Origin of the sequence: uncultured Phascolarctobacterium sp. (assembly GCF_937920985.1) — a bacterium.
Lineage (GTDB): Bacteria > Bacillota > Negativicutes > Acidaminococcales > Acidaminococcaceae > Phascolarctobacterium_A.
In genome coordinates this window covers 1-14,477 of record NZ_CALDXR010000017.1, presented here as the reverse complement: position 1 = coordinate 14,477, position 14,477 = coordinate 1, and the positions used below count along the sequence as shown (strand labels likewise).

Below are 14,477 nucleotides of genomic sequence, written 5' to 3'. Positions count from 1 at the left end.
ACGGTGGTGTGAGAGGTCGACTGCTCAAATAATGAGCAGTCTCCTACTCGATTGGGTAAAAATAATGCTTGTTGGTTGCAATGTGGTTTCAATTTCGCTTTGCGGTAACGGAAGAATTAGACAGAAAATAGATATCCTGCAATAAAAAAGCCGTTGGTCAAACCAACGGCTTAGTGAATTCTGGTGGAGATAAGCGGGATCGAACCGCTGACCTCTTGAATGCCATTCAAGCGCTCTCCCAGCTGAGCTATACCCCCATAATATATTTCTATCTTACAAAAACAGCTTGACTTTGTCAAGTGGGGAAGATGCTGTATAAGCAGCATGTGAAAAGATCATTATAAGGTATAAGAAAAAAGTATCATAATAAGAAAAGCATGTTTTAAATATTATTATAGATATAAATATTGCAGACGTAAGCTAGAAGGAGAAAGCTTATGTATTGATATTTCCTGCATACGGATGCTTTATGCCACTGGTAACATAAAATACATAATTTATCCAGCAGGATTAACAAGAAAATTGGCTTTGAAATGCAAAAATTTGACTAAAAACGAAAAAAGTATTAAAATAATAGCGTTGCAATAGTTTCATTAAGGAATATAGCAGATAAATAGATAAAAAAACAACAAAGGAGTATCGGAATGAGTCAGGATTTCTTGGAGCGATGTAATAAAAAAATGCAGTCATTATATGATTACTGCGGCACAAAAGCAAGTGAATTGTACACTAAGCTGTTAGAAGAGGTGCAATCATTATATAATCACTGTAAAGCAAAGGCAAGTGTATTAGTTGCCAAGCTGTTAGAAGAAGTGCAGTTATTATACAATGACTGTTTAGAAAAAATTATTGCTTTTATTGCACAGGTGAAGGCAGTAATAGCTGTTGCCGCAGCTGTTGCCAAAATTCAGCTGTCTATGCTTGAGCGTCGTGTGCGTCTGCAGGTGATGAGCATTGTAAATAAGGTGCAGGATAAGCAACGTAGAATTGTTAGGAGTATTAAGGTGCGCTACAATTCCTTGCGTATGATGTGGCATCGCAATCAGCATTTCACCTTCTGGTTCATTCCGGCGGATGGTCAGAATATCGCTAAGACTCATGTTAAAAAGACTCATTTGAAATATGCTTTTACAGCAGTAGCTTCGTTTTTAGTTGCTGTGACCTGCACCATTGGTGTGCTGGCTCATTTTGCTGTGCAAAATGAGCAGCAGAAGCAGGAGCTTGCTGCTTATAAGCAGACTAAATCTGAGCAGGAGCAGACTATCAGACAACTGCGCCTGATGGCAGAAACCAACCAGAAAAAGCTGGCAGCTTTATCAAAGCTTGAAGATCAGGTTCGTAGCCAGATGGAAAAAAGCGGTGCGCAGCTGCCTCCTAAGAGCAACGCTTCTGATTACGCTGGTCAGGGTGGTCCTGTCCTGGGTGATGCAAATCCGGCCAACATTGTGCTGGAGCAGGAAAAGAACATTGGTCGCGAGGCTGATGCTAAAAAGGCAGATTTGGAAAATTTGCTGAGTGCTATTGAGACTGAAAACTATCGTCGTGATGTTACTCCTAGTCAATGGCCTACTAGTGGTGGCAGCATTTCTTCTCCTTTTGGTGGTCGTTCGAATCCCTTTGGCGGTTATGGTCGCGATTGGCATCCTGGCATTGATATTGCTAATGATTATGGTGCGCCGGTTTATGCCAGTGCGGCAGGCTATGTACAACAGGCAGGCTGGTTTGGCGGTTATGGGATTTATGCGCGTATCAACCATGATTATGGTTATCAGACAGCCTATGGACATATGAGCCGCGTTGTCTGCAGTGCAGGCCAGTATGTGAAAAAAGGCGAGATTATCGGTTATGTTGGCAGCACTGGTTACAGCACCGGTCCGCATCTGCATTTTGAAGTTATTCGCTATGGCGAGCAGGTTGATCCTTCTAGCCTGATCTGATTACTACAAAAATAAGATATCGAAAATTTTTAGGTTCGTCGTACTTAGTGCGACGAACTTTTTTTGACAGAAAAGAAGATAAATTTCAGAAAAATCGTTTACATATGTTCTGACAAATGCTACAATGGGGATAACGAAAGGAGCGGATAAATTATGCTTACTTTAGAAATGTTGGAAAAGATGCTTTTGGCAGCAGCAGTTGAGCTTGAAGAAAAAAGTAAAATGCTGTGCGAGCTGGACAGCGTAGCTGGTGATGGTGACCATGGCGTTACTATTGCGCGTATGGCAGAATCCATGAAAAACAAAGTAGAAGCACATGACAGTGGCAATATTAAGGACTTGCTTGATGATTTGAGCATGGCTTTTATGAACAGTAACGGCGGCAGCGCAGGACCTTTATGGGGAACTGTTTTTGGCGGACTTGCTGATGCTGCGCCAGAGGATGCGCAGAAGGTTTCTTTGGAAGAGCTTCGTGCTATGCTGGCTCAGGCTAAAGAGGATTTTGAGGACATTTCCAAGGCTAAAATTGGTGATAAGACAATGGTTGATGCGCTGTATCCTGCTCTTGATGCAGGCATGGCAGTTGAAGGCGATGCAAAGACTGTCTTTGCAGCAATGGGTAAGGCAGCAGCCGAGGGTGCTGAAAAAACTGCTGATATGGTGGCACGCTTCGGTCGTGCCAAAAACGTTGGTGAACGTAGCCTGGGTACTAAGGATCCCGGTGCAACATCTATTTCTATTCTGCTGACAGCGATGGCAGGGGCAATCTGACTTGCTTATAAAGCGCAAGCTTAAAAAAACAATAAATAAAAACGGAGGCGTCATTATGCAAAAATTCATTAACAATCCGGAAAATCTGACAAGTGAATTATTGGAAGGTCTTGTGTTATCTAATCCTGATATCATCACCTTGGAACAGGGCAACCTCATTGTAAACAAGAAATTGGCAGAGGCAGACCGTGTAACCATCGTAACCTTAGGCGGCACCGGCCATGAGCCCGCTATCAGCGGCTTTGTCGGCGAAGGTATGATTGATATTTCTGTTGCAGGTAATATTTTTGCTGCACCTGGCCCTCAAGCATGTGTAGAAGCAATTAAAATGGCAGACAAAGGTCATGGCGTACTTTTCGTTGTACTTAACCATGCAGGCGATATGCTGACCGGCAACCTGACCATGAAACAGGTGAAAAAACTGGGCATTAATGTTGTTAAGGTTGTAACTCAGGAAGACGTTGCCAATGCTCCGCGTGAAAATGCTGATGATCGCCGTGGTCTCGTTGGCTGTGTTCCTCTGTACAAGATTGCCGGCGCTGCAGCTGCTGCAGGCAAATCCTTGGAAGAGGTTGCTGCTATTGCACAAAAATTTGCTGACAACATGGCAACTATCGCTGTTGCTACCAAAGGCGCTACTCATCCGGCAACCGGTATGGAAATTGCTCATATTGCCGAAGGTACCATGGAAGTCGGTATGGGCCAGCATGGTGAAGGTGGCGGTGGTACTCAGCCGATGAAATCTGCTGACGAAACTGCTGCTATTATGATGGACGCACTGTTGAAGGATCTGGACGTAACAGCAGGCGAAAAGCTGATGGTTGTTATCAACGGCAGTGGTGCAACTACTCTGATGGAACAGCTTATTGTTTTCCGTGCCTGCCATAAGCTGTTGGCAGAAAAAGGTATTGAAGTTGTGGCAAGTGCTGTTGGCGAAATCCTTACCGTACAGGAAACAGCAGGCTTCCAAATGTTCATTGCGCGTATGGATGACGAGCTGCTTGGCTATTGGAATGCTCCGTGTCGTACTCCGTACTACAGAAATTAAGCAGGTGACTGAATATGGCAGATAAAGAAGGTAATGTACTGGCAAAAGACTATGGTATCGGCATTGCTCCGCCGGAGCGTCCGTTCCCGGTAAAGGGACATGCATCTGCAGGCTGGGGCATGCAGTCTCGTCTGGGACAGATTTTTGCTGATGATGGCCGCACTATTATGCTGGCCTTTGACCATGGTTATATTATGGGCTCTACCGCAGGTCTGGAACGTCTTGATCTGACGATTCCGCCGCTGATGCAATATGCAGATTGCCTGATGGCAACAAGAGGCGCATTGCGCACCTGTATTCCCGCTAATCATCACAAGGCTGTTGCTCTGCGCTGCACTGCTGACACCAGCGTACTCAAGGACGATATGAGCTTTGGCAATGTAGGCGTTGAAATTGAAGATGCTATCCGCATGAATGCTTCCTGCATGGCTGTTCAGTGCTTTGTAGGCTCTGCAGGCGAGCTTGACTCCCTGCGCAATTTGTCTTATTATGTAAATATGGGCGAACGTTTTTCCATCCCGGTTCTTGGTGTTGTAGCTGTTGGCAAGGAGATGGAGCGTACCACGCGTTATTTCTCCCTGGCTACACGTCTGCTGGCTGAAACCGGCGCTCATATCATCAAAACCTACTATTGTGATAACTTTGAGCAGGTTACAGCGGCTTGTCCTGTACCTATCGTAATTGCCGGTGGCAAGAAAATTCCTGAGCGTGATGCATTGGAAATGGCTTATCGTGCCGTAAACGAAGGCGCTGCCGGTGTTGATATGGGACGCAACGTTTTGCAGGCTGCCGTACCGAAGGCTATGCTGCGTGCAATCCGTATGGTTGTACACGAAAATGCAACTCCGGAAGCAGCTTATCATGCTTATGAGTTATGGCAGAAGGATGTGGACTAAATGAAAGAATTTATGCATGTCGGCGTACCGACGACTGTTGCAAGAGAAGGCGAGATTTATGCTGAAGGCATCAAAACGCATCTCATTACTCCTGATACCAATGAATTTCATATTGAATACCTGCGTTTCGAAAAAGATACTCCGTTGCCTGAAGAGCTGCAGACCTTAGTGCATGTAGCTTATAAGGTTGATGACCTTGATAAGCAGCTGGCAGAAAATAAGGTTATTGTTGAGCCCTGGATGGCTGATGAGCATACCCGCATTGCTTTCATCATGAAGGATGGTATTCTGTTCGAATTAATGGAAGAAGTTAAATAAATGCTATCGGTTCATGAACGGGCACAGCTTGTAGCTGCTGCCCGTTTATATTATGAAAGCAATCTGACGCAGGCGCAAATTGCGCAACGCCTTAATGTGTCACGTCCATCTGTCAGCAAGATGCTGGCAAGAGCGCGTGAGATGGGAATTGTGCATATCGAAATCCGTGCCGGAGATGAGGGAAAGGCAGATTTATTGCAGCGTCTGCAGTCTAAGTATGCGTTGGCCGGGGGCTGTGTTTTGGCTGATGCACAGGATGTGTTGACGCAGGCTATGCAGTATCTTATGGCTGAAACAACAGCTGATAAGAGCATGGCTCTAGGCTGGGGTTATGCTTTGGGTGAGGTTGTACTGAAGGCTGCGGACTGCAGCAGCTATACGCAGGATGGCATGGTATATCCGCTGATCGGTACGGCAAATTTTCCTAATAAGGGCTATCATCCGGATGAGCTGGTGAAAATATGGGCAAGCGCCTGTGGCAGAAGCTGTTATATGCTTGGCTGCAGTGCTTTTCCTGCTTCCGAGGAGGAACGCGCAGAGTTGGAAAGCAGGTCGGCCTATCAACAGCTTTTGCAGCAATGGCAGAGCTTGGATGCTGCTGTTGTAGCTATCTGCGGTTATCCTGCCGTGCCTGATGAAGCAACGGCAACACGTTTCGGTGATGTCTTAGAGCGACAAAAGGCAGTAGGAAGCTTTTTGTCATATTATTATAATCAGCGCGGTGAATTCATCAGCGGTAATAATGATTACTGTCTGCATATTCCGCTGTCCCAGCTACGTCACTGCAAAAAGCTGATTGGCCTGGGAATTCATGCCAGCAGCAAAGCTTTGCTTGGTGCTTTGGCAACAGAACTGTTTACGCACTTAATTGTCAGCGAAGAGCAGGCCAAAGAGCTATTGAAATAACTGGATTTAAAAAGACTGCTTCACGCTATAGGTGTGAGGCAGTTTCCTTTTTACGGCAGAACATGTAACTTTTTATACATTAAAGGTGCTTTAAAATACTAAATAGAGAAAAAATTTCAAAAAACTTTACAAATCAAATATAAAAGCATAAAATAACTTTAACTACATTTATACGAATTTTGTAGCATGGAAGGATGGTAGAAAATGATTTCTCTGAAAAACAACAAAATTAAAGCATTGGCAGCTGGCCTGATGCTGACCCTCGCCTTGGGGGCATTAGGCTGCGGCGGTGACAAAAAGGAAGCAGGTGCAAAGGCTGAAAAGGTTAATGTAGGCATTGTACAGCTGGTTGAGCATGAAGCGCTCGATGCAGCTAACAAGGGCTTTGTTGACGGCTTGGCATCTAAGGGCTACAAGGAAGGTCAGAACATTACTTTTGACAAACAAAATGCGCAGGCTGACCAATCTAACCTGCAGAACATTGCTCATCGCTTTGTAAATAATAAGGTTGACTTGATTTGTGCTATTGCAACTCCTGCAGCGCAGACTGTAGCAAATGTTACCAGCGATATTCCTATCGTTGCTACTGCGGTAACTGACTACAAAACCGCTAAGCTGGTTAAGGATGATGCTAAACCGGGCACTAATGTAACCGGTACAACGGATATGAACCCTGTTGCCGAGCAACTGGATTTACTGCTGAAGCTGGTTCCGAATGCTAAAACCATCGGTACAATTTATTGCTCCAGCGAAGTTAACTCCCAACTGCAGGTTGAGCTGCTGAAGAAGGCTGCAGCTGCCAAGGGCATTACCGTAAAGGAAGCTACTGTTTCTACTGTTAATGATATTCAACAGGCTGCCCGCAGTCTGGCAGGTGATGTACAGGCAGTATATGTACCTACTGACAATGTATTGGCATCTGCTATTCCTACTTTAATCAGTGTAACTGAGGAAGCAAAGCTTCCTGTTATCTGTGCTGAAGGCGGTATGGTAAGAGCCGGTGGTCTGGCAACCCTGGGCGTTGATTATTACAAGCTTGGCTTCCAAACCGGTGTGATGGCTGCTGATATTCTGAGCGGTAAAGCAAAACCGGCTGATATGGCTATTCAGGCACAAAAAGAATTTAAGCCTACCATCAATCTTAAGGAAGCAGCTAAGATTGGTTTGAAGGTTCCTGAAGATTTGCTGAAGGGTGCAGAGGTTATTAAATAATTAAAATTTGGAGCCTGCTAATCAAAAAGCAGGCTCTTTTTTCGCTAAGAAGATTGGGAGGAATTGGGAATGATTAGTTTGCTGATACCTACAGTGGCACAGGGCTTGCTGTGGGCGTTGATGGCTCTTGGTGTATATGTAACATTCCGAGTGCTGGATATTGCAGATTTGACGGTAGAAGGCAGCTTTCCGCTGGGTGCGGCAACAGCTGCTTCCATGATGGTAGCAGGCTTTGGACCCTTGGCCGCACTTTTGGGTGCCTGCGTTGCCGGTATGCTGGCAGGTATTATAACCGGCATTTTGCATACTAAGATGAAAATACCTGCTCTGTTGGCCGGTATTTTGACCATGATTGCTTTGTATTCCGTTAACCTGCGCATTATGGGCAAGGCTAACTTATCTTTGCTTGGTGTGGATACTACCTTTAAAATTGCCAAGTCTATGATGGACCTGTCAATGGCACAGACAACGCTTGTTGTTGGCCTGGCTGTTACTGTTCTGGTTGGCTGCTTTATGTATTGGTTCTTTGGTACACAGATTGGCGCTGCTATCCGTGCTACCGGCTTCAACCAGCAGATGATCCGTGCTCAGGGCGTAGATACTGACGTAACGATTATTCTCGGTTTGCTCATCAGTAATGCTCTGGTTGCTGTTTCCGGTGCTCTGGTTGCGCAATCCAACGGCTTTTCCGATGTCGGTATGGGTACCGGTACAATCGTTATCGGTTTGGCATCCGTTATTATCGGTGAGGTGCTTTTTGGTACACGCAGCTTTAAAAACTGTCTGATTTCTGTAGTTTTAGGCTCCATTGTTTATCGTATTGTAATTGCAGTTGTACTGGCTATGGGTATGCCGCCAAACGATTTGAAGCTCTTTACCTCAGTGCTGGTAGCAATTGCTTTGTCCATGCCGCTGATTAAAAGTAAATTCGGTGCCAGAAAGGCGGTGCGTTAAATGCTGCATGTAGAACACGTTTCCAAAACATTTTTCCCTGGAACTATAAATGAAAAAAAGGCTTTGCAGGATTTATCTCTGCATCTGGAGCCCGGTGATTTTGCTACCGTTATCGGCGGTAACGGTGCCGGCAAATCTACCACGTTGAATGCGATTGCCGGTGTATTCCCGATAGATAAGGGCAAGATTATTATTGATGGTGAGGATATTACCAAAAAGCCGGAGCATAAGCGTGCTAAATATATCGGCCGTGTGTTCCAGGATCCGATGCTTGGTACTGCTGCCGGCATGATGATAGAAGAAAATCTTTCGCTAGCGGCTCGCCGTGGCGAAACTCCCGGCCTGGGTTGGAGCCTTTCCAGTGATCAGCATGACCGCTTTTATGAGCTGCTGAAGGAGCTGGATTTGGGCCTTGAAGACAGAATGACTGCGAAGGTCGGCCTTTTGAGCGGTGGTCAGCGTCAGGCACTGACACTTTTGATGGCAACGCTGAAAAAGCCTAAGCTATTGCTTTTAGACGAGCATACGGCAGCGCTTGACCCGAAAACTGCGGCTAAGGTGCTGGCTCTTACGGAAAAGATTGTAACCCGCGATCAGTTGACAACGCTGATGATTACTCATAATATGCGTGATGCGCTGCGTTATGGCAATCGTCTGATCATGCTGCATAATGGCAGAGTAATCATTGATGTCAAGGGAGAAGAAAAGCAACATCTGCAAATAGCCGACTTGCTGGATATGTTTGAAAAGGCCAGCGGTGCTGAGATGGCCAGTGACCGCTTACTGCTTGGTTGATAGCAATTCCTGCTTGCGAAAACAAAAGTATTTTTTGTAAGGATAAATGTGGCATCGAAAATGAAATTTAATATTTTGCTGAAAATTTCATATAGTTATGAGCGAAATATAGAGAAAAGTAAATAAAATATACAAAAAAACTCTTGCTAAATCTGAAAAACGTGGTAAACTTTAAATAAGTGCTTTATTAGTTTAAAATAATTTATCGTAAGTAAACCGAAAGGCGGTGCAAGGAAATTGCAAGAAGAAATTAAACTTATTGGTCGCAGAATTCGTTTACTGCGTACTGCAAAAAATCTAACACAAACCGGATTGGCAAAGGAAATGGGAATTTCCCAGACACACCTGTGTAATATAGAGTGTGGCCGTGTTCCTGTAACTTTGCCGAATCTGCTTAAACTGCATAGCCTGTTGGAGTGCAATATGAGCAGTTTCTTTGTTGATTTAGATGAACAGGCTGAGGCTAAAGATAAAGATATCAGTCTTGAAGAAGTTCTGCAAATTGTAAAGTTGTTAAAACAAAAAAATTAAGCACTTCGCTTTACGAGGAGATAGAAAATAGAATTAGCTGGCGCAAGGTATGTGAGAGTACTTGCACCAGCTTTTTTATATTATAAGCCTTTGCTTACGCTGTTATCTGCTTTGTGCTATAATTAAAAATAAGAGTAAAGAATTTCTATAACATAATAGATAAAGCATTTGTTGATAGGAGATTGATTATGGCTACAGTAAAAACACAGGCGCACTGCCTGCTGGCCGGCGCCGCAGCTGCCGCTGTCTGCGCCTGGCCTTGGGCGCAGTCCAGCCTGGCGGCTGATTTTGTACATCACACGGCATTGGCTGCGACGATTGGCGGTTTGGCAGACTGGTGGGGCGTGACGGCATTGTTCAAACGTCCCATGGGTATTAACGCGCCGGGAACAGATGTGCTGCGTAATAATTATGAACGATTGACAACAGGCTTAGCTGATTTTGTGAGTAATGACCTGTTGACGGCAGAAAACGTTATGCAGGCTGTTGCTGACGAAAATTTTGCCAAGCTGCTGCTGGCGCATTTTGCGCAGCAGCAGAATGTGGAGCGCCTGTGGCAAACGGTGCGGCCGCTGGCGGAGCATGCGCTGCAATCACTCAATACCAGGCAGGCTGAACAGCTGCTTTTGCAAGAGCTGCCTAAATATATTGCCAGCCTGCGTATTCCGGAGATTTTGGTGGACGCACTGCAGAAGGCTGTGGCCAACGGTAGCTTTAACGGTCTTTGGCAGCTTTTGGCGCAGGATGCCAAGCAGATTTTGCATAAGGCAGAATTTACCGCTTTGCTTGAAGGCTTGGCGCAGATGGCGGAGGAAGAATACAACAAGGACAGTCTGCTGCGCAATTTGTTTGTGAGCGGGCAGGCTGCAAAGCTGGTGCCGCTTTTTGTGCAGGAGCTGGAAAAAACTTTGGACGCCTTGGCAGATCCTGCAAGTGAGCTGCGGCGACAGCTTGATAATTGGCTGTTGGCGCGCATGGAGGATTACCGTCATGATATTGCTTTTGCAGATTGGCTAAACGGTAAGCTGTCACAGATGGCGACAGCGAAGGCCTTGGCTTTCAAGGAGCTGCTGCAGACGCAGGATGTTGATATTTTGCTGCAGCTGCTGCAAAACAGGCTGCAGCTTTTGGCGAACAGCGAGGTGGAGCAAGGCAGGCTGGACGGCGCGTTGAAGGAGCTGCTGCTGCAGGCATTGGCAATGCAGCGTGATACGGTATATGATTTGGTTTTGACTAAGCTGCAGAGCTATGACAGGGATGAACTGATTGCAAAAATGGAGCAGCGCGTGGGCGATGATTTGCAAAATATCCGCAAGAGCGGCACCTGTATCGGCGGTTTGATGGGAGCGGTGCTGTTTATTATTGCGACGTTGGCAGAAAGGCTGGTGGGGTAGGATGGATAGCCTGAAAAAACATTGGACATATGCAGACAGCGCTTTTCTTGCTTCCGGTGCAATCTATCTGCTTTTCTTATATCTCAGGCTGCATTATGCCGGGCTGTACATGGGGCATTTCGGCGAGCTTAAGTGGGATTGGCTGATTTTGGGCTACTATATGGCAGAGGCTGCGCTAATTGGCAGCTTTGCGGATTGGTTTGCCGTGACTGCTGTTTTTAAGGTGCCATGGATATGCCGTCTGCTGCCTTTTATTGCCAAGCATACGGCGATTTTGCCGCGCAGCAAAGAAGGCTTTGTGCGTGGCTGCGCTCAAATGGTACAACAGGAGTTTTTGACGAAAAAGGCATTGCTGCTGCAAAAAAAGCAGCTGGTAATTATGGATAAATTTATAGCTTATCTGAAAAAGCCGGAGAACAAGGCGCGTCTGCAGGGTTTGCTGACCAATTTTGCCGAAGGTGTTTTGCATAAGCTGGATACGTTGGCTTTAAGCAGACAGCTTGAGGGTAAAATAAAAACAGCGTTGGCTGATGTAGAAGCTAACGAACAGCTTGATAAGCTGTTTAAAGCCCTTGCTGCACAGCGTAGGGATGAGCAATGCTACGAATGGCTGTTGCAGCAGCTGGTTGCGTTGGCGGAATCTCCTGCTATCAGAGAGCGTGTGCATAAAGAGCTGCAAAAGCAGGTGAAGCAGCGTAGCAACGAGGGTTTATGGAGCAGCCTGAAGCTGTGGGCTGCCAAAAAGCTGGACGTAGTCAATGTTGATGATGCAACAGATGCTGTCTGCAGAGCGCTGGTAGCAACGGCGCATCGCTTGCAGGATGACAAGCAGTGGCGCTGCTGGCTGCATACGCAGCTGCAGCGCGTTGTAACCAGCGTTTATGGTACGGAGCAGTGGCGTGAGCTGGTGCAGTCACTGCAGCAGCGTGCTCTGCGTGATATTTCACTGCAGCCTGCTTTGCAGCAGCTTTTGGATAATATGATTAAAGCCTTGTGCCGTCCGCAGACGCAGGAAGGCAGCGCGGTAGCGCGGCCGACGATTCTGCAGCAGGCTATAGCAGAGGCGTTGGAAACTATTGAAACTGATTTACGTTCTGACGCACAGTTTAAGGCTAAGGCTGAGGCGTATCTGCAGCATATACTTGGCCTGGGCCTGTTGCAGGCACAAACGATGTTGGGAAATATCGTGGAGCGTATTTTGCAGGCAATGGCTGATGAGCGTTTGACGGAGATGGTGCGCAGTAAGGTTGATACAGATATGCAGCGTATCCGGTTGAATGGTACTGTTATGGGTGCGTTTTTGGGGGTTATATTTTATCTGCTTAAATGTGCCTGGTGAGGAAGGCTGGCGATAAGCACCGTATACTTTGTCACGAATGCCTTGACATATACATTTTCCTATAATTTTCAGTCTGACGATAAGCAGTGAATGCTTTGTCGTCAGACTTTTTTGTGAGCGCAAATAAAAAAGCTTCAAGCCGAAGGCTTGAAGCTAGTAAGCAAAATGGAGCGGGTAACGAGAATCGAACTCGCGACACTCAGCTTGGGAAGCTGATGTTCTACCGCTGAACTATACCCGCAGATAAAAATATCATAACGCTATTATATACTATAACAGGTAAAGTTGCAAGTATGAGGCATTGCCGAGGGTTTTGCGACGAGCAATTGCAGTTGCCGGAAAAACTTTAAAATTTTTTCGAGAATACTGTATACAAAATACAAAAAAGTGCTATAATAGATAGCAGATGAGGGAAAAACCCCACAGGCTGTAAAAATACAGCGTCAAATAAAAATAAAAAGTGCGAATGCATGGAGGTGAGTTACTATGTTTAGTGCCGCTGGTGTTAGCTTAGTTTTCTTAGGCGTCCTGACTGTTATGTGCATCTTTGAATAATTGTAATGAGGGAACGCCTCTGACCACGCTTTGAGCTGTGGGCAGAGGCGTTTTTATTTTGCCTGTAATTCTGTTTTTGTTAAGCTAATCCCTTGCGGTGGCTGTCATCCCAGCCTACCAGATCCTTAATAACCTCGGAGGCAATAATCAGTCCTGCTACCGAAGGTGTGAAGGCATTGCTGCCGGGAAGCGCACGGCGTTTTGGTGCTTCGGCGTGACATTCGCTTTCTATTTCCTCATTTATAGGTAAAAGCGGCAGCTCCTGCGAATAAACAACCTTTAGTTTTTTTATGTTGTTTTTCTTCATAGCCTGGCGCATAACACGTGCTAAGGGGTCGACCTTTGTTTTATAGATATCTGCTACCTCAAACATAGCAGGGTTAACCTTGTTGCCTGCTCCCATGCTGCTGATAACCGGCACGCCTGCTGCTTTGGCTGCAAGCACGATAGCAATTTTTGCTGCCACGGTATCTACCGCATCAACAACGTAATCATACTGCGAGAAATCAAATTCGTGCTGATTTTCCGGTAAAAAGAAGCATTGGCGGCAATTTACGTTGGCATCTGGATTGATGCTGGCAATACGCTTGGCCATGACTTCCACCTTAGGCTGGCCGACAGTATCAAGGGTAGCGATAATCTGACGATTGAGATTGGTGAGAGCAACGGTATCATTATCAATAAGGTCAAAGCTGCCGACGCCGCTGCGGGTGAGTGCTTCAACTGTATAACCGCCTACGCCGCCGATACCGAAAACAGCGACATGGGCGTTCTGCAGACGTGTAATTGCTTCGCTGCCGAAGAGCAGCTCTGTACGTGAAAACTGGTTAAGCATATAAATCTCCTTGCATGGTATTTGATGTTTTAGTTAAGCTGCTAAGCTGACTTCTACCTTTACACCGTCCTTAAGATCTTCTGGCTTCTGGTCCGAAGTAACAGTGATTTTGGTACCGTCAATGCTGCTTATCTTACCGCTGAAGGGGGCAGGGGTTTCGGCAGCCTTAATGCTTACCGGCATACCTGCCTTAAGCTCTTTAGCCTGCGCTGCGCTGACATTCAGCGTTATACTGCAGCTGTCGACAGCCTTGATGTGCAGGATTACCTGATCCTTTTGGACGGTAGCATTGTTGGCAGCCTGCAAATCGGTAATGATGCCGGTGCAGGGACTGTTGCCTTCATTTTTTTCCTGCTGTGCTATTGCAGCAGCCTGTTGTGCCTTGAGCTGGACAATGAGCTTTTGCTGAGCGTCGATTTCTGCCGGAGAAGCAGGCTTGAAGCTTACGGATACTGATGTTGCTGCCTGCAGCTGTGCGATAGCACGCTGTAGCTCGTCCTGGGCAGCCTGTGCCTGATTGCGTGAAACTGCGCCTTGCGCCAGCAGGCTGTTCATTTTCGCGGCCTTTTGCTGTGCCGCCGCTACGTTGGCCTGCGCCAGAGAAGTGTCAGCAACCGGTGCTGCCGTCGGCGTGCCCTGCTGCATACGCTTTAAATCTGCTTCGGCCTTGGCAACCTGCGTTGCCAGGTCCTTAACCTGCTTATCAAGCTTTGCGTCACCTATAGCAAAAAGCGGCTGGCCCTTGCTGATGCGTTCGCCTTTTTCGCTGATAAGGCCTATGAGCTTGCCTGCGGCAGGTGCTTTGATTGCGTAGGTCGGGATGCTTATTGTGCCGCTGCCCAGGCTGCCAGCAGCCTTTTGCAGACTGCAGCCGCTCAGGCTGAAGGCTGTGAGGCAGACGGCTGCCATACAACATAATATTTTTAATATCTTCATAGTAATCTCCATGCCGCGCGGGGCTCGGCACAAATAGGAATGAAACAGAA

General features: G+C 46.4%; 14 protein-coding genes and 2 tRNA genes. 12 read left to right on the top strand and 4 right to left on the bottom strand.

The window, feature by feature from the left end:
* Nucleotides 1–181 precede the first annotated feature (181 nt).
* Nucleotides 182–257, bottom strand: a tRNA-Ala gene (locus Q0612_RS02715).
* 387 nt (nt 258–644) lie between these two features.
* Here Q0612_RS02715 and Q0612_RS02710 point away from each other — a divergent pair.
* The 12 genes from Q0612_RS02710 to Q0612_RS02655 all read left to right on the top strand — a co-directional run bounded on the left by Q0612_RS02710 (nt 645) and on the right by Q0612_RS02655 (nt 12,101).
* The gene (locus Q0612_RS02710; RefSeq protein WP_298880450.1) at nt 645–1,937 is read left to right on the top strand and encodes a M23 family metallopeptidase; all 1,293 of its coding nucleotides are present in this window, start codon (nt 645–647) and stop codon (nt 1,935–1,937) included.
* A gap of 153 nt (nt 1,938–2,090) precedes the next feature.
* Nucleotides 2,091–2,708, top strand: a complete 618-nt coding sequence (gene dhaL / locus Q0612_RS02705; RefSeq protein WP_298880445.1) for a dihydroxyacetone kinase subunit DhaL — start codon at nt 2,091–2,093, stop codon at nt 2,706–2,708.
* 55 nt (nt 2,709–2,763) lie between these two features.
* Nucleotides 2,764–3,756: a dihydroxyacetone kinase subunit DhaK gene (locus tag Q0612_RS02700; RefSeq protein ID WP_298880443.1), complete on the top strand. Its 993-nt coding sequence runs from the start codon at nt 2,764–2,766 to the stop codon at nt 3,754–3,756.
* Nucleotides 3,757–3,770: 14 nt separating this feature from the next.
* Nucleotides 3,771–4,652, top strand: coding sequence for a 3-hydroxy-5-phosphonooxypentane-2,4-dione thiolase (lsrF, locus tag Q0612_RS02695; protein ID WP_298880440.1), 882 nt, complete (start codon nt 3,771–3,773; stop codon nt 4,650–4,652).
* Nucleotides 4,653–4,970 carry a hypothetical protein gene (locus tag Q0612_RS02690; RefSeq protein WP_009146435.1) on the top strand — a complete coding sequence of 106 codons (318 nt, stop codon included), beginning with the start codon at nt 4,653–4,655 and terminating at the stop codon, nt 4,968–4,970.
* Entirely contained in the window at nt 4,971–5,876 is a 906-nt protein-coding gene (locus tag Q0612_RS02685; protein WP_298880435.1) for a sugar-binding domain-containing protein, read from the top strand.
* 204 nt (nt 5,877–6,080) lie between these two features.
* Nucleotides 6,081–7,088 (top strand): ABC transporter substrate-binding protein, encoded by a 1,008-nt coding sequence (locus Q0612_RS02680; protein WP_298880432.1) that lies wholly within the window; start codon nt 6,081–6,083, stop codon nt 7,086–7,088.
* Nucleotides 7,089–7,160: 72 nt separating this feature from the next.
* On the top strand, nt 7,161–8,042 hold the full coding sequence (locus Q0612_RS02675; protein ID WP_040565482.1) for an ABC transporter permease subunit: 882 nt from the start codon (nt 7,161–7,163) through the stop codon (nt 8,040–8,042).
* Nucleotides 8,043–8,837 carry an ABC transporter ATP-binding protein gene (locus tag Q0612_RS02670; RefSeq protein WP_298880429.1) on the top strand — a complete coding sequence of 265 codons (795 nt, stop codon included), beginning with the start codon at nt 8,043–8,045 and terminating at the stop codon, nt 8,835–8,837.
* 237 nt (nt 8,838–9,074) lie between these two features.
* Nucleotides 9,075–9,368: a helix-turn-helix domain-containing protein gene (locus Q0612_RS02665; RefSeq protein ID WP_293691921.1), complete on the top strand. Its 294-nt coding sequence runs from the start codon at nt 9,075–9,077 to the stop codon at nt 9,366–9,368.
* A 188-nt stretch (nt 9,369–9,556) separates the two neighbouring features.
* The gene (locus Q0612_RS02660) at nt 9,557–10,762 is read left to right on the top strand and encodes a DUF445 family protein (RefSeq protein WP_298880427.1); all 1,206 of its coding nucleotides are present in this window, start codon (nt 9,557–9,559) and stop codon (nt 10,760–10,762) included.
* Between the two features lies 1 nt (nt 10,763).
* A complete protein-coding gene (locus tag Q0612_RS02655) occupies nt 10,764–12,101 on the top strand; it encodes a DUF445 domain-containing protein (RefSeq protein ID WP_298880425.1) in 1,338 nt (445 codons plus the stop codon).
* Between the two features lie 166 nt (nt 12,102–12,267).
* Here the strand turns inward: Q0612_RS02655 and Q0612_RS02650 are convergent.
* From Q0612_RS02650 to Q0612_RS02640, 3 genes are all read right to left on the bottom strand, one after another.
* Nucleotides 12,268–12,342 (bottom strand) — tRNA-Gly (locus Q0612_RS02650).
* A 393-nt stretch (nt 12,343–12,735) separates the two neighbouring features.
* Complete coding sequence (locus tag Q0612_RS02645; RefSeq protein ID WP_298880423.1) at nt 12,736–13,491, bottom strand: tRNA threonylcarbamoyladenosine dehydratase; 756 nt, start codon at nt 13,489–13,491, stop codon at nt 12,736–12,738.
* 33 nt (nt 13,492–13,524) lie between these two features.
* Nucleotides 13,525–14,427 carry an HlyD family secretion protein gene (locus Q0612_RS02640; RefSeq protein WP_298880420.1) on the bottom strand — a complete coding sequence of 301 codons (903 nt, stop codon included), beginning with the start codon at nt 14,425–14,427 and terminating at the stop codon, nt 13,525–13,527.
* Nucleotides 14,428–14,477 lie beyond the last annotated feature (50 nt).